Source organism: Xanthobacter wiegelii, assembly GCF_043193855.2.
In the GTDB taxonomy this organism is placed as follows: domain Bacteria; phylum Pseudomonadota; class Alphaproteobacteria; order Rhizobiales; family Xanthobacteraceae; genus Xanthobacter; species Xanthobacter flavus_A.
Genome location: NZ_CM195529.1, coordinates 1,422,746 through 1,441,719, shown reverse-complemented (window position 1 = coordinate 1,441,719; position 18,974 = coordinate 1,422,746). Strand labels below are relative to the sequence as shown.

Below are 18,974 nucleotides of genomic sequence, written 5' to 3'. Positions count from 1 at the left end.
GTCAACGCGAGGCGCCGGTGGCAGTGGTTGCCGCGTTGAGCGTGCCGGACGCCGAGGCGGCGACGGGCTTTGCCGCTGCGGTGACCACCGGCTGGGGCTTGGCGCCGGAAGCGGCCGGATTGGCGGGATCGGCCGGAGCCGCCACAGAGCCCGTGCTGGCCGGGGCGCCATCGCCTTCGTCGGCGCGCAGAAGCGCATCGGCCTGGAGCTTGGCCGGCGTCTCCTTCGGCGGGTTCACATATTCCGGCAGTCGGCCGGGCGCCTGGGTGTAGGACAGCTGGCCGGTCTCACGTTCCTTGAGCTTGGCAAGGAAGATGGGATGCATGCCGCCATCGGCGCCGGTCTTGACCGGAGCGACCGGCGAGCTGGTGGAGAGCGCGGCCACCTGCGCATCGTCGGACCGCTGCTTGGCGGCCACCGCAGAAGCGATCTGCTCCGGCACCTGATAGGGCGGGCAGGCCATGGCAGGCTCGAAGCCCCGGCCAGGCGCGGGCGTCGCGTCGAACACGTAGGTGCGGTTGCAAACCGACACCTTCGGCTCCTGCTTCGTCACCTCGAAATGGTCGTAGCCCTGCTTCAGGTTGCGCCAGAAGGCCATGTTGGGGTTGTTGCGGTAGCGCGCGAGGTTCTTCGCCGTCATCCGGAAGGGATAGGCCTGCACCTGGAAGGCACGCTGCCCGCCGGCGAAACTCTCGCGGGCGAGGGAGAAGATCTCGGAAATCTGGTCGTCTGTCATGGCGTAGCAGCCCGAGGACGAGCAGTCGCCATGCACCATCAGGAAGTCGCCGGTACGGCCGTAGGACTTGTCATAGGCGTTGGGGAAGCCGAGGTTGAACGCCAGATAATAGCTGGAGTTCGGGTTCATCTGGCCGGGCGTGATGGTGTAGAAGCCTTCCGGTGCCTGCCGGTCGCCTGTGCCCACCTTTGGACCAAGCTCGCCGGACCAGCGGCAGATGGGATAGGTCTTCAGCAGGGCATAATTGCCCTCTGAGGTGACCTTCCAGACCTCCAGCTCCGATTCCTGCTTGAAGATGCGCACGAGGATGGGCGTCGACGGCGCCATGTCCTTCTTGGCCAGCAGCGACACCATCTCGGGCGACAGCGGCTTGTTGGCCTTGCGCGCGACTTCGGAATCGGTGGCGTTGCAGCCGGCGAGGGCCAGCGCCGCGCAGCCGGCGAGGGCGGCCATGCGCAGCCGCGCCGTGAAGCGCGAGGAGAGGGTCGTCATCGGACGGCTCATGGCGAAGCGGCTCAACGCGAAACTCCCGGGTCCGGATCGGCCAAACAGGCCGGAAAGGCTAACCGGTCCCCCTTGATGCGACGTTATCAACGCCGCTCCGGCCCGATGGAGAAAATAAGGCAAATGCGGCCAAGATGGGGAAGTTCGGTTGCCGATCCCCTCTGCCGCAGCGCCATGGTTAAGGAATCCTTACCCCTGTGGCCGCGAAACCGCGGCCCCGATCACAGCGAACGGCCGATGGCGAGGAACTTGTCGCGCCGCGCCTTGCGCACCTGGGGACCGTCGAGGCCGGCGAGGGAGGACAGCGCATCGGCGATGGCGTCGCCCGCCGCGGCGATGGCCGCATCCGCGTCGCGATGCGCGCCGCCGGCCGGCTCCTTCACGATGCCGTCGATGACGCCGAACCGCAGCAGGTCCTGCGCGGTGATCTTCATGTTGGTGGCCGCATCCTGCGCCTTGGCGGTATCCCGCCACAGGATGGAGGCCGCGCCTTCCGGCGAGATGACGCTGTAGATGGCGTGCTCCATCATCAGCACCTTGTTGGCGGTGGCGATGGCGATGGCCCCGCCAGAGCCGCCCTCGCCGATGATGAGGGCGACGTTGGGCGCGGAAAGCGCGAGACAGGCGTCGGTGGAGCGGGCAATGGCCTCGGCCTGCCCGCGCTCCTCGGCGCCGATGCCGGGATAGGCGCCGGCCGTATCCACCAGCGAGATCATGGGCACGCCGAAGCGGTCGGCCAGCTCCATGATGCGGGCGGCCTTGCGATAGCCCTCGGGGCGAGCCATGCCGAAATTGTGCCGGATGCGGGTCTCGGTGCTTGAGCCCTTCTCATGGCCCAGCACACACACCGCCTCACCCCGGAAGCGGGCGAAGCCGCCGATGATGGCTTCGTCCTCGCCGAACTTGCGGTCGCCGGCGAGCGGGGTGAAATCCTCGAACAGGCCGCGGGCGAAGTCGGCGAAATGCGGCCGCTGCGGATGGCGGGCCACCAGCGTCTTCTGCCAGGGCGTAAGATTCGCATAAAGTGCGACAAGGGCGTCGCGCGCCTTGCCTTCGAGCTTAAGGACCTCGTCCGTGATGACCACGCCGTCGCCCGAAGAGGAGAGCGCACGCAGCTCTTCCACCTTGGCCTCGAGTTCGGCAACCGGCTTCTCGAAGTCCAGATAGCTGCGCATGAGGTTCCGTGAGGTTTGAGGAGGTCGCGCCCCCTAAAGCGGCGGGAAGCTGCCTTTGCCGCGCGGGCAAGTCAAGGCGGCACGTCAATGTCGCCGCATCACGCTCGGGATGCGGCACGAACGAAATCCCGTCGCGTGCCCTGCCGTAAGGCGAGGCGCCGCTGCAACGGAACTGAGCGGGGAGCGTTGTCCTCAAATCATGGTCACATCATGGAGGCTGCCATGGAACCCCACGTCGCAATGGCGCAGAAGAACGAAAACGCTCCCCAGGGGCAACCGGCCGCAGATGCCGCAGATGAGCGCCGGCAGGATGCGCAGCGCCAGAAACCCGCAGCCGGCCCGCATGCCAAGCCGCAGCTGACCGATCCGGAGAAGACGCCGGGTGCGGGCGCCCTGCCCGATCCGGACAAGCCGCAGGACCCGGACGCGACCGGCTGACGCAGCCGGCCAGGGCCGGGCGTGGGCGGCCGGCCTTGTTCCGAAGGGGCTGCTGGCGCTATTGCTGGCACGCCACTTCCCCGGGGATCCTTCCGACGATGCGCGCCCTGCTCGACGTTATCCTGGTCGTCCTCCAGCTCTATGTCTGGATTCTCATCGCCGCGGCCGTGCTGTCCTGGCTCGTCGCATTCAACGTGGTCAATTCGTATAATTCGTTCGTTCGGAACGTCGGCGAGTTCCTGTTCCGGGTGACGGAACCGTTGCTTGCGCCCATCCGCAACGTGCTGCCCAATCTCGGCGGCATCGATCTGTCGCCGATGGTGCTGATTCTCCTCATCTTCTTCCTGCAGCAGGTCATCGCCTACTACATCTACCCCTACGTGTTCTGAGCCGGCTGCCGTGGCATCCGACCCATCCTTTGTGCGCGTTCTGCCGGATGGCGTGGAGGTCACGGTGCGGGCAACGCCGCGCGGCGGGCGCGATGCGGTAGATGGCGTCGCCGCCCTCTCGGATGGCCGTGAGGTGCTGAAGGTGCGGGTCAGGGTGGCGCCGGAGGATGGTGCCGCCACGGCTGCGGTGGCCAAGGTCGTCGCAGCGGCGGCCGGTGTCGCCGTATCGCAGGTTCGCCTCACCTCGGGCGCGACCGCGCGGGTGAAGACCTTCCGCATCGCGGGCGACGGCCCTAGCCTCGCGACGAAGCTCGCCTCCGCCGCCGGGACATGAGCCTCAGGCGGGCTTCAGGAAATCCGCGCGCATGGGCGTGAACACGTCCACCAGCACCCCGGGCTCGAGGCAGACGGCCCCGTGATGAACGCCGGACGGCACATAGAAGCTGTCCCCCGCCTTCAGGCGCTCGGTGCGCCCGCCGATGGTCAGCTCGAAAACGCCGCTCTCCACGCTGGTGATCTGCACATGGGGATGGCTATGCGGCACGCCCATGGGCCCCGGTGCGCGGGCGATGACGCGAACCAGCATGATCTCGTCGTTGAAGGTGAGGATCTGCCGGCTCACCACTTCGTCCACCACCTCCACCGGCGTGGTCTCGGCGAAGGCGAAGACATTGCCCTTCTCGCTCATGCTCTCTCCCATCCTGCCGCCGGGCGGGGCCCGCCGCAGCAATCCTCATCAGCGCGCCAGCCAGCCGCCGTCCACCGGCAGCACGATACCATGCACATAATCCGCCGCCCGCGACGAGAGGAACACCGCAGCACCGCCGATGTCGCCCGGCTCGCCCCAGCGGCCGGCCGGGATGCGGCCGAGAATGGCGGCGTTGCGGTCCGCGTCCGCGCGCAGGGCCTCGGTGTTGTTGGTCACGAAGTAGCCCGGGGCGATGGCGTTCACATTGATGCCCTTCGCCGCCCATTCGCAGGCGAGGAGGCGCGTGAGGCCGGCAAGGCCGCTCTTGCTCGCCGTGTAGGACGGAATGCGGATGCCGCCCTGAAAGGAGAGCAGCGAGGCGATGTTGACGACCTTGCCGCCCTTGCCATCCGCCAGCATCCGCCGCGCGAACGCCTGGGTGAGGAAGAAGGTGGACTTGAGGTTCACGTCCATCACGTCGTCCCAATCCTTTTCGGAAAAGTCGAGGGCGTCGGCACGCCGGATGATGCCGGCATTGTTGACGAGAATATCGACGCGCCCGCCGATCTCCGCCTCGGAGACGATGCGATCGATGGGCTGGAGCGTGCCGAGGTCGGCGGCGACGGCGGTGAAGCTGCCGCCCGCGGCCGCCACCAAGGCGGCCGTCTCGTCCATGGCGGAGCGGCCGACCCCCACCACGCCGGCGCCTGCGGCGGCGAGCGCGATGCAGATGGCCTGGCCGAGGCCGGTATTGGCGCCGGTGACGACGGCCCTGCGGCCGGAGAGATCGAACAAGGTCACCTCAGTCACTTCAGCTGGTCCATGGCAACCATGTCCATGTCCGTATAGTCGATATTGTCGCCGCCCATGCCCCAGATGAAGGTATAGGCGCGGGTACCGCAGCCGGAATGGATGGACCATGGCGGGGAGATCACCGCCTGCCCGTCCGCCACCACGATATGACGCGTCTGGTCCGGCTCGCCCATGAGGTGGATGACGCGGGCGTCGGCCGTGAGATCGAAATAGAGATAGACCTCCGAGCGCCGGTCGTGGACGTGGCAGGGCATGGTGTTCCACACATTGCCCTCGTCCAGCTGGGTCATGCCCATGACCAATTGGCAGGAGGTCACCACGTCCGGATGGATCATCTGGTAGATGGTGCGGCGGTTGGCGGTGGCGACATCGCCGAGCAGCATCTTCTTCGCCTCCGCCACGCGCACCACCTTGGTCTCGTAGCGCGCATGGGCGGGGGTGGAGAGCAGGTAGTAGCGGGCCGGCGCGTCGGCGCTGTCGGAGGTGAACAGCACCTCCTTTGTGCCCATGGGCACATAGATCGCGTCCCGGTGCCCGAGGGCGTGGGAAACGCCGTCGACGCTCACCTTGCCGGGGCCGCCGATGTTGAAGACGCCCAGCTCCCGCCGGTCGAGGAAGTGGGGCGAGCCGATGGTCGCCTTGTCGCTCTCCAGCGCCAGCGGCACGGTGACGGGCATCGCCCCGCCGATGACGAAGCGCTCCACATGGCTGTAGGTGAGCAGCACCAGGCCGGGCTCGAACAATCGCTCCACCAGATAGTTGCGCCTCAGCGCCTCGGTGTCGAAACCACGGGTGGCGTCCTGGTGGTGGACATGGCGGACATCGATCATCATGGGGCAGATCTCGCGGGATGGGTGTCTGGAACGAGATCCGATCATGCTGAACCAACTTGATCGGTGAATCGCTTCCAACACTGAGAAAGAGAATGCGTGATCCGATCTGATTGCGATGCGATCAGATCGGCGTGTGCTCTAGCGGAACACAGCCGGCAGCCAGAGCGACACGGCGGGCACGTAGGTGACGATCATCAGCACTGCGATGGACGCGCCGAAGAAGGGCCAGATGGTCTTCATCGCCTCGCCGATGGTGATCTTGCCCACCGCGCACCCCACGAACAGCACCGAGCCCACGGGCGGCGTGTTCAGCCCGATGCCGGCGTTGAGGATGAGGATTACCCCGAAATGCACGGGATCGATGCCGAAGGCCTTCACCAGCGGCAGGAAGATGGGCGTGCAGATGATGATCATCGGCGCCATGTCCATGAAGGTGCCGAGGATGAGCAGGATGATGTTGATGAGGAGCAGGATGACGTAGGGGTTGGATGAGACCGCCTGCATCATCTCGATGGTGGCCTTCGGCACCTGCAGGAAGGCCATGAGCCAACCGAAGGACGCGGCCGTGCCGATGACGAGCAGCACCATGGCCGTGGTGCGCACCGCCCCCAGCGTCGCCTCCACGAAGCCCGCCCAGTTCATCTCGCGATAGACGAGGGTCGTCACCAGCAGGGCGTAGATGACGGCGATACAGGAGCTTTCCGTTGCGGTGAAGACGCCCGAGCGCACGCCGCCGAAGATGATGCCGATCAGCATGATGCCGGGAATGGCCGCCACCACGGCGCGCAGCACGCCGTACCAGCCCGGGAAGGTGCCCGCCGGGTAGCCGCGCCGGCGCGCCACCACATAGGCCGTAATCATCATCGCCGCGGCGAGCAGGATGCCCGGCATGATGCCCGCGGTGAACAGGTCGGCGATGGAGATCGTGCCACCGGCCGAAAGCGAATAGATGATCATGTTGTGCGACGGCGGGATCATCAGCGCGATGATGGCCGAATTCACCGTCACGTTGACCGCATAGTCCTTGGCGTAGCCGTGGCGCGCCATCTGCGGGATCATGATGCCGCCGATGGCCGAGGCGTCCGCCACCGCCGAACCGGAAATGCCGCCGAACAGGGTGGAGGCCACCACGTTCACCTGGCCCAGGCCGCCGCGCAGATGCCCGACGAGGCTCGCAGCCATGCCGATGAGCCGGTCGGCGATGCCGCCCCGCATCATCAGGTCACCGGCGAAGATGAAGAAGGGAATGGCCAGCATGGAGAAGGCGTTCATGCCGGAATTCAGCTGCTGGAACACCACCACCGGCGGCAGATCGAGATAAAGCACGGTCGCGAGCGAGGCGAGGCCGAGGCAGAAGGCCACCGGGGTCCCGATGAGGAGGAGCAGGGCGAAGACGCCGAAGAGGATGGTGATGGCCATGGGTCTGGTCCGGCGTCATTCCACGGTGTGGACATGGGCGAGCGGCACCTCGGGCACCCGACCCTCGGTGAGGTCGGTGAGGAGCCGCTCGAACGAAAACAGGCAGATGAGCGCGCCGCCGCCCACCAGGGGCAGGTAGTCGACGCCCTGCGGCAGGTCCACACCCGCCATCTTGGCGCTCCATGTGCCCATGGCGAGGTCCCAGCCGTACCAGGCCATGGCCGCGCCGAAGCCCATGACGAGGAGATGGGTGGTGATCTCCATGGCGCGCCGCACCGGCGGCGGGGCGAAATGAAGGCCGATCTCGAAGCCGAGATGCATGTTCTCGCGCACGCCCACCGCCGCGCCGAGCAGGATGAACCAGCTCATGAGCAGCAAAGACAGCGGCTCGGTCCAGCTCGGCGAGGCGTTCAGCACATAGCGGCCGATCACCTGCCAGAACACCGCCGCCGTCATGGCGACGAGCCCGGCGCCGGAAATCCACAGCGCGATCGCCGACAGGAGGCGCACCACGCGCCTCAGCACGAGCAGCGGAGCCGGCCCTGCGCCCTCCCCGCCGCTCCTGGAACGATCGCTGGACTGGATGTTCATGCCGCTGCGCCTTCCGGAAAGGCCGGGCCGATGAGGCCCGGCCGGTGCCGCGCCCTCAGTTCACCGCGCGGATGCGGGCGACGAGGTCCTTCATCTTGTCGGTGGTCACGAACTTGTCGTAGACGGGCTTCATCGCATCGATGAAGGGCTTCTTGTCCACCTCGTTGATGATGGCGCCGCCCTTGACCACGCGGTCCCTGGATTCCTGATCGCGCTTGGCCCACAGCTCACGCATCTTCTTGGTGGCCTCAAGGCCGGCTTCCTTGAAGATCTTCTGGTCCTCGGCGCTCAGCTTGTCGAAGGCGCGCTTCGACATCACGAACACCTCCGGCGCCAGCGAATGCTCGGTGAGCGAATAGTATTTCGCCACTTCGTAGTGCTTCACGGAATCGTAGGACGGGTAGTTGTTCTCCGCCCCGTCCACGAGGCCGGTCTGCAACGCGGAGTAAAGCTCGCCGAAAGGCATGGGCGTCGCATTGGCGCCGAGGGCGTTGATCATGCCGATGAAGAGGTCCGACTGCTGCACGCGGATCTTCATGCCCTTCATGTCGTCGAGCGTCTTGATGGGCTTCTTGGAATTGTACATGGAGCGGGCGCCGGAATCGAAGAAGCCCAGCACCACGAGGCCATGCGGCTCGAACGCTTTCGCAATCTCAGCGCCAATGGGTCCGTCCACCACCTTGTACATATGGTCGGTGGAGCGGAACAGGAACGGCATGCCGAGCACCGCCGTCTCGGGGATCAGGTTGTTGAACGGCGCGGTGTTGACGCGGTTGAGATCGATGACGCCGAAGCGCGTCTGCTCGATGGTGTCCTTCTCGCCGCCCAGCTGGCCGGAGGAAAACACCTGCACCTTGTACTTGCCGTTGGACTTCTTCTCGATGATCTCGCCGAAATACTTCACCGAATCGACGGTGGGATAGCCGTCGGGATGGATGTCGGCGGAGCGCAGCGTGGTCTGGGCCATCGCCGGCAGCGCCGAAAGCGCCAGGGCGACGGCGCAGGATGTCACACAGGAGGTCACTTGGCGTCGGGTCAGCATGGGGCGTTCTCCCTATTGTCGGTCGGGGCCATTTGGCCTTTGGCCGTTTCGGCCTGTTCGTGTTGGGATCTCATATGCGATCCGCTGCCCTCTCCGGTCAGGCGCCGGAGATTGGCGGCAAGCTTGTATGGTAGTATATATCGGTATGTAACGGGGTTTCAAGCGCATGTATGCCGTAACGACTGCGCCGCACGGGTCGGCCGCCCATCGCCTGGAGGCAGAGCTGCGACGCGCCATCATCGGGCTCGAGCTGGCGCCGGGCACCCGGCTGTCCGAGCACGAGATCGCGGCCCGCTATGGCGTTTCCCGCCAACCCGTGCGGGAGGCTCTGATCGGCCTTGCCCGCACGCGCTTCGTGGAAATCCTGCCGCAGCGGGGCACCGTGGTGGTCAAGATTTCCGTCCGCAAGCTCATGCAGGCGCGGTTCATCCGCGAGGCGGTGGAATGCGCGGTCGCCCGCCGCGCCGCCGAGAATTTCGACGCCGAGGCCCGCCGGCGCATCTGCGACCTGCTGGACGCGCAGGAGACCATGGCCACCCGCGGCGACCATCTCGCCTTCCAGCGCTATGACGAACTGTTCCACGTCGCCCTGAGCGAGGGCGCCGGCTGCCCGCTGGCGTGGGAGGCGGTCAGCGACATCAAGGCCCACATGGACCGCGCCTGCCATCTCTCGCTCATGGGGCCGGACGCCATGCTGCCGCTGGTCGCCCAGCACCAGGCCATCATGGCGGCCATCGACATCCGCGATCCCGACGCAGCCGAGGCGGCCATGCGGGCCCATCTCGGCGAAATCCTGCGCGCGCTGCCCCGCATGGAGGCCGAGCATCCCGAATTGTTCGAATAGCGCGCGGGCGGCCGCCATCACATCACCGCGCCGATCTGCCAGGGCACGAACTCGGCATCGCCGTAGCCCAGTTCCTCCGACTTGGTGTGGGCGCCGGAGGCAACCGCCAGCACCGTGTCGAAGATCTCGCGGCCCTTGTCCTCCAGCGACACGCCGTCGAGCACGTCGCCGCAATTGATGTCCATGTCCTCTTCCATCCGGCGATAGATGTCGGAATTGGTGGCGAGCTTGATGGACGGGGTGGGCTTGGCGCCGAAGGCGGAACCGCGCCCGGTGGTGAAGCAGATCACGTTCGCCCCGCCGGCCACCTGCCCGGTGGCCGCCACCGGATCGTAGCCGGGCGTATCCATGAAGACGAAGCCGGCATCCGTCACCGGCTCGGCATATTCATAGACCGCGCGCAGCGTGGAGGAGCCCCCCTTGGCGGCGGCGCCGAGCGACTTTTCCAGGATGGTGGTGAGTCCGCCGGCCTTGTTGCCCGGCGAGGGATTGTTGTTCATCTCCCCCGCATTGCGGGCGGTGTATTCCTCCCACCATTTGATGCGGGCGACCAGCTTCTCGCCCACTTCGCGGGTCGCGGCGCGGCGGGTGAGCAGGTGCTCAGCCCCGTAGATTTCCGGCGTCTCGGAGAGGATGGACGTGCCGCCCTGCGCCACCAGCAAATCCGAGGCGACGCCGAGCGCGGGATTTGCGGTGAGCGCCGAATAGCCATCCGAGCCGCCGCACTGGAGCGCCAGCACGATCTCGGAGGCCGGCCGCGCCTCCCGCCGCGCGGCGGCGGCGCGCGGCGCCATCTCCTTCAGCGTGCCGAGGATGTGCTCCACCGTCCGGCGCGTGCCGCCCTCATCCTGGATGGTGAGGGTGCGGAAGCCGTCCGCCTCCTCCACCCCGTATTCCTGCTTGAAGCGGGCGATCTGGAACATCTCGCAGCCGAGCCCCACCATCACCACGGCAGCGAAGTTGGGGTGGGTCGCATAGCCCCAGAGGGTGCGCGAGAGCACGTCATAGCCCTCGCCCTTGGAGGCCATGCCGCAGCCGGTGCCGTGGATGATGGGCACGATGCCATCGATGCCGGGAAAGTCGGCGAGGATGCCGGAGCGCTCCGCCGCCTGCGCCGCGAACCGCGCCACGGAGGCCGAGCAGTTCACGCTGGTGAGGATGCCGAGATAATTGCGCGTGCCCGTGCGTCCGTTGGAGCGGCGAAAGCCCATGAAATGGGCGCGCTCGGCCTCGGGCAGCAGGGCGTCGTCATGGGCGTCGGCGGCGAAGGCGTAGTCGCGGGCGAAATCGTGCAGGACCACATTGTGGGTGTGGATATGGGCGCCGGGGGCGATGTCGGCGCTGGCGAAACCGATGATCTGGCCGAATTTCACCACCGGCGCGCCGGCGGGAATGGGCTCGATGGCGACCTTGTGGCCGCGCGGGATGCGCTGGGTGGCGACGACGCCCGCGACCGACCCGCCGGGCGCGACCTCGTCCAGCGCAACGGCCAGATTGTCCTTCGCAGAAAGCCGAAGGGTGCGCGGCGCGAGGCCCGCCTCCATCCCCATGAGCACGTCTCCTCGACCCATTTCATGGCCGCGTTTGGGCCCGCGCCTTCGTTGACGCTCTCGATATGCTAATATATTAGTATGAAACAGCTCGCAAGAGCGGGCAGACGGTCCGGGAGGCTGAAACGGTGGTGGCGACAGGGGCGGATCTCAGGCGCAGGCCGGCGCTTCGCAGCGAGAATGTCCGCGCCGTGCCGGCGTCGTCACGCATCCACGCCGCCCTGCGCGACGACATCGTGGCCATGACCCTCCTGCCCGGCGCGCCGCTCCAGGAGAAACAGATCGCGCTCGCCTACGGCGTCAGCCGCACGCCGGTGCGCGAGGCCATCCTGAAGCTCGCCGACGAGCGCCTGGTGGACGTCTTCCCCCAGTACGGCACCTTCGTTTCGCGCATCTCGGTGCCGGAGGTGCGCGACGCCATGATCATCCGCAATGCGCTGGAGCGCACCAGCGTGCGCGAGGCGGCGGCCCATGTGGCGACGCTGCCGGAGAAGGCGCGCCGGGTGGTGATGGCGCCGCTTCTCGCCACCTTGCGCCAGCAGCGCGCCACCCACCGAACCGGCGCGCTGGCGGAGTTCCACGCCGCCGACGAGGCTTTTCACCAGATTATCGCCGAAATAGCCGGCCATCCCAACATCTGGCGGGTGATCCGGCAGGAGAAGGTGCATGTGGACCGCTGCCGGCTCCTGACCCTGCCATCCGCCCAGCGCCGCGCCAGTGTCATCGCCGAGCACCAGAGCGTGGTCGACGCCATTGGCGCGGGGGACGCGGACGGGGCGGAGAAGGCCATGGCGGCCCATCTCGGCCGGGTCCTCCCCAGCGTCGAGGATCTGGGCGCCGCGCATCCCGATTATTTCGAGGCGGAAGGCGTCGCCGCCGATGCCGTGAACGCGAGGTGAGTTCCGTGTCCAGCCTCCTCCATCCCGATCGCCTGCTGCCCGCCGATCCGGCCGTCCGCGCGGTGGCGCGCCGGCTCTATGCGGAAGTGGAGGCGCTGCCCATCGTCTCGCCGCACGGCCATACCGACCCGCGCTGGTACGCCTTCAACGAGACCTTCCCGGACCCCGCGCGGCTGTTCGTGGTGCCGGACCATTATGTGTTCCGGATGCTGTACTCGCAGGGCATCCCGCTGGAAAAGCTCGGCGTGCCGCGCATCGACGGCGGCGAGACGGAACAGGACGGCCGGGCCATCTGGCGGCTGTTCGCGGCCAACTACCATCTCTTTCGCGGCACCCCCACGCGGGCATGGCTCGACCACGCCTTCGCCACCCTGTTCGGGCTGGAAGAGCGGCTGAGCGAGAAGACGGCGGATGCCGCCTACGACCGCATCGCCGAGAAGCTGCAGCAGGACGCCTTCCGCCCCCGCGCGTTGTTCGAGCGCTTCAACATCGAGGTGATCGCCACCACCGAGAGCCCGCTGGACGACCTTGCCGCCCACGCGGAGATCCGCGCCAGCGGCTGGGGCGGGCGCGTCGTCACCGCCTACCGGCCCGATCCGGTGGTGGACCCGGAGTTCGAGGGCTTTTCCGCCAATCTCACGCGGTTCGGCGAGATCACCGGGGAGGACACCTTCTCCTGGTCCGGCTATCTCGCCGCCCACCGCAAGCGGCGCGCCTTCTTCAAGACCTTCGGCGCCACCTCCTCGGACCATGGCCACCCGACTGCCGCGACCTTCGACCTGCCGCCGGCCGAAGCCGAGGCGCTGTTTCGCCGTGTCACCAGAAATGCGCCGGTGAGCGCGCAGGATGCCGAGCTGTTCCGCGGGCAGATGCTCACCGAGATGGCGCGCATGAGCCTCGAGGACGGGCTGGTGATGCAGATCCATCCCGGCGCCGTGCGCAACCACAACGGCCAGATCTTCGCCCGCTTCGGCCGGGACAAGGGGGCGGACATCCCCTCCCCCACCGAATATGTGCGCGCGCTGAAGCCGCTGCTGGACCGCTTCGGCAACGAGGCGGGCCTCACCATCATCCTCTTCACGCTGGATGAGACAAGCTATGCGCGGGAGCTGGCGCCGCTCGCCGGCCACTATCCGGCGCTGCGGCTCGGCCCGGCCTGGTGGTTCCACGACAGCCCGGAGGGCATGAAGCGCTTCCGCACCATGACCACCGAGACCGCCGGCTTCTACAATACCGTGGGCTTCAACGACGATACCCGCGCCTTCCCCTCCATCCCTGCCCGGCACGACGTGGCGCGACGCATCGATTGCAGCTTCCTCGCCGAACTCGTCTGCGAGCACCGGCTGGACGAGGACGAGGCGGTGGAGGTGGCGCGCGATCTCGCCTATGGCCTCGCCAAGAAGGCCTACAAGCTTTGAGCCCCCGGCTCTCGCTTTCGACTCTGGCAACCCTGCCAGCCGCTGTCTCGCGCCCGGCCTATGACATCGCCGCGGCCGAGGTTGGGGTGGTGCATCTGGGCGTCGGCGCCTTCCACCGCGCCCATCAGGCGGCCTATCTCGACGCCATCCTCTCGCGCGGACACAAGGGCTGGGCCATCTGCGGCGCCAGCCTGCGCTCGCCGGACACGTCCGACGCGCTCGATCCGCAGGACGGCCTCTATACCCTTGCGGAACGGTCGGGCGCGGGCGATCGGCTGCGCGTGATCGGATCCCTGCGCCGGCTGCTGGTGGCGCCGCGCGACCCGGAGGCGCTGCTGGCGGCCATGTGCGATCCGCGCGTGCGCATCGTCACCCTCACCGTCACCGAGAAGGGCTATTGCCACGACCCCGCCTCGGGCACGCTGGACGAGGCGCATCCCGACATCCGGACGGACCTCGCCAATCCGCACCGCCCGGTGAGCGCGCCGGGCTATCTGGTGGCGGCCCTCGCCCGCCGCCGCGCCGCCGGCATCGCCCCCTTCACCGTGCTCACTTGCGACAACCTCCCGGCCAACGGCAAGACCGTGGCGCGGGTGACGGCGCGCCTCGCGGCCCTGCGCGACGCCGATCTCGGCCGCTTCGTCGCGGGCGAGGTGGCCTTCCCCTCCACCATGGTGGACCGCATCGTCCCCGCCACCACGGACGACGACCGGGCCATGGTCGCGGCCGGGCTCGGGATGGCGGACGCATGGCCGGTGATGGCCGAGCCGTTCACCCAGTGGGTGGTGGAGGACCGCTTTTCCCTCGGCCGGCCGCCGCTGGAGGAGGTGGGGGTGGAGCTGGTGGCGGACGTGGAGCCGTTCGAGCACATGAAGCTGCGCCTGCTCAACGGCGCCCACTCCACCCTGGCCTATCTCGGCTATCTCGCGGGCCATGCCACCATCGCCGACACCATGGCGGTCCCCGCCTTTGCCCGCCTCGTGGCGCGCCTTCAGGACGAGGAGGTGACGCCGACCCTGCATCTGCCCGCGGGCGTCGATGTGGCGGCCTACAAAGCCGCGCTGAGGGAGCGGTTCGCCAATCCGGCGCTCAGGCACCGCACCTGGCAGATCGCCATGGACGGTTCGCAGAAGCTGCCCCAGCGGCTCGTTGCCCCGGCGCGCGATCGCCTCGCCGCGGGCGCGCCCCTCCCCCTCCTAGCCCTCGGCATCGCCGGATGGATGCGCTACGTGACCGGCCGGGACGAGCAGGGCGGCGCCATCGACGTGCGCGATCCCCTCGCCGCGCGGCTGAAGGCGCTCGCCGACGCGGCCGGGCCGGATGCGGACCGGCTGGCACCGGCGCTGCTCTCGGTGCGGGAGGTGTTCGGCGATCTCGGCGCCGATCCGCATTTCGCCGGCCCGGTGCGCGCGGCGCTTTCGCGCCTTCTCGCACAGGGGGCGGCGGCAACGGTCAGGCAAAGCGCGGACGCGTGAGCCAACCCCACTTGGCCTCTGTCGAAGACCGGGGCCGATGGTAAAGCCCTGCTCAGTGCTTGTTGCTGGAGAGACTGTCCGACCAGGCCAGCACCAGGCTCGATCCCACGAACACCACATGGATGATGACGAGCCACATGAGGGTCGTCTCGCTCATGGTGCCCTTGTCGAGATTCATGAAGGCCTTGAGCAGCTGGATGGCAGAGATGGCGACGATGGAGGCGAGCAGCTTCTGCTTGAGGCCGGTGAAGTCCACCCGCGTCATCCATTCCGGCCAGTCAGGGTGGCCGGCGGGATCGATCTTGGAGACGAAATTCTCGTAGCCGGAGAAGATCACGATCACAACGAGGTTGCAGGTGAGCGTCAGGTCCACCAGGGCCAGGATGCCGAGGATGATGTCGCTCTCCGTGGCCGCGACGGCGTGCAGCACGAAGTGCAGGAGCTCGTGGCCGAACTTGAACAGCAACACGAGCATGGCCACGACGAGGCCGACATAGAAGGGCGCGAGAATCCAGCGGCTGCGGAACAAAATCCCTTCGATCACCCGCTCGATCATCCCCTACCCCCGCTTCCTCCGGCGCATGATGCACCGCAACGAGCCGCGGCAAGGGGTGCCACGGCGCGCGCACGAGGGCAAGCGGACATATTGGCGTTCGGGCGCGGCTTCCCCCACGCCCGAGGGGCGTGCCCTACTCCTTCACCGCTCCGGTCATGGACGACACGTAATAGTCCACGAAGAAGGAATAGAGGATCACCACCGGCAGCGAGCCGATGAGGGCGCCAGCCATCAGCGAGCCCCATTCATACACGTCCGAACGCACCAGCTCGGTGAGCACGCCCACCGGCACGGTCTTGTTCTCCGACGACTGGATGAAGGTGAGGGCGTAGATGAACTCGTTCCACGACAGGGTGAAGGAGAAGATGCCCGCCGAGATCAGCCCCGGCACCGAGAGCGGCAGCAGCACCTTGATGAGGATCTGCCAGCGCGAGGCGCCGTCCACCAGCGCGCACTCCTCCAGCTCGAACGGGATGGAGCGGAAATAGCCCATCAGGAGCCAGGTGGAGAAGGGCACGAGGAAGGTGGGATAGGTGAGGATCAGCGCCAGCTTGGTGTCGTAGATGCCGAGCCCGAACACCATGATGGCGAGCGGGATGAACAGGATGGAGGGCGGCACCAGATAGGCGAGGAAGATGCCGAGCCCCACCCAGCGCGAACCGTTGAAGCGCAGGCGTTCGATGGCATAGGCCGCGAACACGCTGGTCACCAGCGAGATGACGGTCGCCGCCACCGAGATGTACACCGTGTTCCACAGCCAGGAGGGATACGAGGTCTCGAACAGCAGGTACTTGATGTGTTCGAGCGTCGGCTCCACCACCCAGAGCGGGGAATAATTGTTGTAGTCGGTCAGCTGGTAGTTCGGCTTTATGGCGGTGATCGCCATCCAGTAGAACGGGAACAGCAGCACGAAGACGAAGATGATGAGCGGCAGGATCACCGTGACGATCCGCCGGGGCAGGCTGTCGAGATAGCTCATGCCCGAGGAATTGTCGGTCATCTCAACGGGTTGGGGCTGGGCCATGGTGGTCCTCGCAGAATTGGGGGGCGGCGCGGGCTTGACGGGCGGGCTCAGTCCGCCCCGCCCTGCTGCCACTTGCGGCGCTGCAGGCCGAAATAGCTGAACAGGATCGCCGCCAGCAGGAAGGGGATCATGGCCACGGCGATGGCCGCGCCCTCGCCCAGCGAGCCGCCGGGAATGGCGCGCTGGAACGAGAGCGTCGCCATCAGGTGGGTGGAGTTCAGCGGGCCGCCGCGGGTCAGCACGTAGATCAGCTGGAAGTCGGTGAAGGTGAACAGCACCGAGAAGGTCATCACCACCGCGATGATCGGCGAGAGCATGGGCAGCGTGATGTAGCGGAAGCGCTGCCAGTTGGTGGCGCCATCCAGCGTCGCCGCCTCGTGCAGCGAGGGCGAGATGGTCTGCAGGCCGGCCAGCAGCGAGATGGCGACGAAGGGAATGCCGCGCCAGACATTGGCCGCGATGACCGAGGCCCGGGCGTTGGCCACGTCGCCGAGGAAGTTGATGGGCGCGGAGATGAGCCCCATCTTGATGAGCGCCCACGAGATGATGGAATACTGGCTGTCGAAGATCCACCAGAAGGCAATGGCCGAGAGCACGGTGGGCACCACCCACGGCAGCAGCACCACGGCGCGGAAGAAGGCCTTGAACGGCAGGTTCTGGTTGAGCAGCAGCGCCAGCCACAGGCCGAGGCCGAACTTCAGGATCGACGCGGCGATGGTGTAGAGGAGCGTGTTGAACACCACCAGCCAGAACAGGCTGTCGCCCCAGAGCGATTCATAGTTCTCAAGGCCGATGAACACGCCCTCGCGGCCGATGCGCGTATCGGTGAAGCCGAGCCAGACGCCGAGGCCGAGCGGATAGGTGAGGAAGAACAGCAGGAAGACGGCTGCCGGCACCATGAAGGCGATGCCGAGCACATGCCGGCCCTGCCCGATGCCGGCCCAGAAGGACCGCTTGTGGGTCGGCTCAGCCGCTGCGACGTTGGCCATGAATGGGTCTCCGGTCTCACTGTCTGCTGTCTTATTGACCCCTCCCGGCGGAGAGGGGCTTTGCCGCGGCGTCTCGCTCGCGGTGTCATGTTCACTGCGTCGTGTTCGCTGCGTCATGGCAGGCCTTGTGCCGGCCATCCACGTGATTCCGCCGGCACGTCGGTCGCGCCCTCGCTAAAGCGGCGCGACGTGGATGCCCGGCACGAGGCCGGGCATGACGGCGGTGTTGAAGGGGCCGAAAATCCGGCCCCTCCAAGGCCTCAGCGATAGATGCGCTCGGCGCGCTGCTGGGCGCGCTTGGCGGCTTCTTCCGGAGAGCGCTGGCCGGTGGCGGCTTCCGCCACCATGTCCACCACGATCCAGTCGGCCATGGCGGCCGCCGACTTCGGCCCGAGCGGACCGGCATAGCCGTTGGGCTGGAGCGTCTCGGAGGCGAGCGCATAGGCGGCGTGGATCGGCTTGGAGGTCCACACCGGATTGCTGGAGAAGGACTTCAGCGTCTGGCAGCAATAGGCGCTCGCGCCGGTCAGCCAGGCATTGTACTGGTCCGCCTGGAACATGAAGGCGAGATAGGCCTGCGCCGCCTTGGGGAACTTCGAGTATTTGAAGATGCAGGCGGTGGTGGTCTGGTGCAGTTCCACCTTCTTGCCGATGGGGCCGATGGGGAAGTTGGTGGACTTCATGTCCGCCGCCATCTCGGCAAGCTTGGGGTCGTTCGCCGCCGCGTAATAGACCGACACGCCGTTCGCCGTCACTGACAGGTCGCCGGCGATGAAGGCGCGGTTGTTGTTGACGTCGAGCCAGCTCTCGGTGCCGGGGATGAAGGTCTTGTACAGCTCGGCCACATACTTCAGGCCGGCGACAGTCTCCGGCGAGTTGATGACGACCTTGCCGCCCTCGTCCACCATCTTGCCGCCGTGGCTCCACAGCACCCAGTGGCAGAAATTGTTGCCGTCGCCCACGCCGTGCCCGAGGGTGAAGCCCATGGGGTGGTTGTTGGCCTTGAGCGCCTTGCCGAGTTCGAGAAGGCCCTTGGTGTCCTTCGGGAATTCGGAGAAGCCGGCCTGCTTCACCCAGCTGTCGCGATAGACCACCGCATTGCCGATGGTGGCGAGCGGCAGGCCGACGAAGCGGCCGTTGACCGTCGCATAGGCCTGGGAGGCGGGATAATAGCCGCCGTACTGGCCGGCGAGGCTCTTGGCGAGGTCGGTCACGTCGAGCAGCTTGTCGGGATACTGCTGGGCGTCGTCGAACCACACCCACACGATGTCCGGGCCGGAGCCCACGTTCGCGGCGACGGCGGCCTTGGGACGGATGTCCTCCCAGCTCTCCTTGTCGATGCGCACCTCGATGCCGGTGGCCTCGGTGAACTTCTTGGTGTTGGCGATCCAGGCGTCTTCCTCGCCCTTCACGAACGGCGACCAGCGCAAGAGACGCAGAGAAGCGCCGGCCTCCGGCTCGAACTTGGCGACGGCCTGGGCGATGGCCTCCTTGGTGGAGAGCATGGGCAGGGCCATGGCGCCGGCCGCAAGGCCCGCGCCGCTCATGAGAAGGTCACGTCTGGAAATGGTCATTGGTCTTCCTCCCGTGA

Annotated in this window: 20 protein-coding genes; 7 read left to right on the top strand and 13 right to left on the bottom strand. The window is 67.1% G+C overall.

All coding sequences use genetic code 11. From position 1 onward, the window contains the following. Position 1 precedes the first annotated feature (1 nt). Together V5F63_RS06615 and V5F63_RS06610 are read right to left on the bottom strand one after the other, a co-directional pair. Positions 2-1,228, bottom strand: coding sequence for a L,D-transpeptidase family protein (locus tag V5F63_RS06615; RefSeq protein ID WP_394029017.1), 1,227 nt, complete (start codon positions 1,226-1,228; stop codon positions 2-4). A 233-nt stretch (positions 1,229-1,461) separates the two neighbouring features. Then, positions 1,462-2,415 (bottom strand): acetyl-CoA carboxylase carboxyltransferase subunit alpha, encoded by a 954-nt coding sequence (locus V5F63_RS06610; protein ID WP_209488185.1) that lies wholly within the window; start codon positions 2,413-2,415, stop codon positions 1,462-1,464. A 222-nt stretch (positions 2,416-2,637) separates the two neighbouring features. Here V5F63_RS06610 and V5F63_RS06605 point away from each other — a divergent pair, with 222 nt between their 5' ends. From V5F63_RS06605 to V5F63_RS06595, 3 genes are all read left to right on the top strand, one after another. Next, complete coding sequence (locus V5F63_RS06605) at positions 2,638-2,853, top strand: hypothetical protein (protein WP_245327429.1); 216 nt, start codon at positions 2,638-2,640, stop codon at positions 2,851-2,853. 98 nt (positions 2,854-2,951) lie between these two features. Continuing rightward, entirely contained in the window at positions 2,952-3,242 is a 291-nt protein-coding gene (locus tag V5F63_RS06600; protein ID WP_209488184.1) for a YggT family protein, read from the top strand. 10 nt (positions 3,243-3,252) lie between these two features. Beyond that, positions 3,253-3,576, top strand: coding sequence for a DUF167 family protein (locus V5F63_RS06595; protein WP_394102895.1), 324 nt, complete (start codon positions 3,253-3,255; stop codon positions 3,574-3,576). Positions 3,577-3,579: 3 nt separating this feature from the next. Here V5F63_RS06595 and V5F63_RS06590 read toward each other — a convergent pair whose 3' ends face one another. The 6 genes from V5F63_RS06590 to V5F63_RS06565 all read right to left on the bottom strand — a co-directional run bounded on the left by V5F63_RS06590 (position 3,580) and on the right by V5F63_RS06565 (position 8,628). Beyond that, complete coding sequence (locus tag V5F63_RS06590; RefSeq protein WP_394102894.1) at positions 3,580-3,930, bottom strand: cupin domain-containing protein; 351 nt, start codon at positions 3,928-3,930, stop codon at positions 3,580-3,582. A gap of 48 nt (positions 3,931-3,978) precedes the next feature. Beyond that, entirely contained in the window at positions 3,979-4,731 is a 753-nt protein-coding gene (kduD, locus tag V5F63_RS06585) for a 2-dehydro-3-deoxy-D-gluconate 5-dehydrogenase KduD (protein WP_394102924.1), read from the bottom strand. A gap of 5 nt (positions 4,732-4,736) precedes the next feature. Continuing rightward, the gene (gene kduI / locus V5F63_RS06580) at positions 4,737-5,576 is read right to left on the bottom strand and encodes a 5-dehydro-4-deoxy-D-glucuronate isomerase (protein ID WP_209488181.1); all 840 of its coding nucleotides are present in this window, start codon (positions 5,574-5,576) and stop codon (positions 4,737-4,739) included. A 138-nt stretch (positions 5,577-5,714) separates the two neighbouring features. After that, positions 5,715-6,995 (bottom strand): TRAP transporter large permease, encoded by a 1,281-nt coding sequence (locus tag V5F63_RS06575; protein ID WP_394102893.1) that lies wholly within the window; start codon positions 6,993-6,995, stop codon positions 5,715-5,717. A gap of 15 nt (positions 6,996-7,010) precedes the next feature. Beyond that, the gene (locus tag V5F63_RS06570) at positions 7,011-7,586 is read right to left on the bottom strand and encodes a TRAP transporter small permease (RefSeq protein ID WP_394029013.1); all 576 of its coding nucleotides are present in this window, start codon (positions 7,584-7,586) and stop codon (positions 7,011-7,013) included. Between the two features lie 55 nt (positions 7,587-7,641). After that, entirely contained in the window at positions 7,642-8,628 is a 987-nt protein-coding gene (locus tag V5F63_RS06565) for a TRAP transporter substrate-binding protein (protein ID WP_394102892.1), read from the bottom strand. A 166-nt stretch (positions 8,629-8,794) separates the two neighbouring features. Between V5F63_RS06565 and V5F63_RS06560 the strand changes: the two genes are divergently transcribed. Continuing rightward, positions 8,795-9,472: a GntR family transcriptional regulator gene (locus V5F63_RS06560; protein WP_394102891.1), complete on the top strand. Its 678-nt coding sequence runs from the start codon at positions 8,795-8,797 to the stop codon at positions 9,470-9,472. 17 nt (positions 9,473-9,489) lie between these two features. On the opposite strand, the gene V5F63_RS06555 is transcribed toward V5F63_RS06560, so the two are convergent. After that, on the bottom strand, positions 9,490-11,016 hold the full coding sequence (locus V5F63_RS06555; RefSeq protein ID WP_394102923.1) for a D-arabinonate dehydratase: 1,527 nt from the start codon (positions 11,014-11,016) through the stop codon (positions 9,490-9,492). 197 nt (positions 11,017-11,213) lie between these two features. Between V5F63_RS06555 and V5F63_RS06550 the strand changes: the two genes are divergently transcribed. The 3 genes from V5F63_RS06550 to V5F63_RS06540 are packed head-to-tail and all read left to right on the top strand — an operon-like array spanning position 11,214 to position 14,814. Next, positions 11,214-11,921, top strand: a complete 708-nt coding sequence (locus tag V5F63_RS06550) for a GntR family transcriptional regulator (RefSeq protein WP_348634330.1) — start codon at positions 11,214-11,216, stop codon at positions 11,919-11,921. Positions 11,922-11,926: 5 nt separating this feature from the next. Beyond that, a complete protein-coding gene (uxaC, locus tag V5F63_RS06545) occupies positions 11,927-13,339 on the top strand; it encodes a glucuronate isomerase (protein ID WP_394102890.1) in 1,413 nt (470 codons plus the stop codon). Continuing rightward, positions 13,336-14,814, top strand: coding sequence for a mannitol dehydrogenase family protein (locus V5F63_RS06540; protein ID WP_394102889.1), 1,479 nt, complete (start codon positions 13,336-13,338; stop codon positions 14,812-14,814). Before uxaC ends, V5F63_RS06540 begins: the two co-directional genes overlap by 4 nt. A gap of 52 nt (positions 14,815-14,866) precedes the next feature. Here the strand turns inward: V5F63_RS06540 and V5F63_RS06535 are convergent, their stop codons facing one another. The 4 genes from V5F63_RS06535 to V5F63_RS06520 all read right to left on the bottom strand — a co-directional run bounded on the left by V5F63_RS06535 (position 14,867) and on the right by V5F63_RS06520 (position 18,957). Beyond that, positions 14,867-15,370 carry a TIGR00645 family protein gene (locus V5F63_RS06535; RefSeq protein WP_209488174.1) on the bottom strand — a complete coding sequence of 168 codons (504 nt, stop codon included), beginning with the start codon at positions 15,368-15,370 and terminating at the stop codon, positions 14,867-14,869. A 133-nt stretch (positions 15,371-15,503) separates the two neighbouring features. Continuing rightward, on the bottom strand, positions 15,504-16,394 hold the full coding sequence (locus V5F63_RS06530; RefSeq protein ID WP_209488173.1) for a carbohydrate ABC transporter permease: 891 nt from the start codon (positions 16,392-16,394) through the stop codon (positions 15,504-15,506). A 47-nt stretch (positions 16,395-16,441) separates the two neighbouring features. Then, a complete protein-coding gene (locus tag V5F63_RS06525; RefSeq protein WP_394029099.1) occupies positions 16,442-17,293 on the bottom strand; it encodes a carbohydrate ABC transporter permease in 852 nt (283 codons plus the stop codon). A 350-nt stretch (positions 17,294-17,643) separates the two neighbouring features. Continuing rightward, a complete protein-coding gene (locus V5F63_RS06520; RefSeq protein ID WP_209488171.1) occupies positions 17,644-18,957 on the bottom strand; it encodes an ABC transporter substrate-binding protein in 1,314 nt (437 codons plus the stop codon). Between the last annotated feature and the right edge of the window lie 17 nt (positions 18,958-18,974).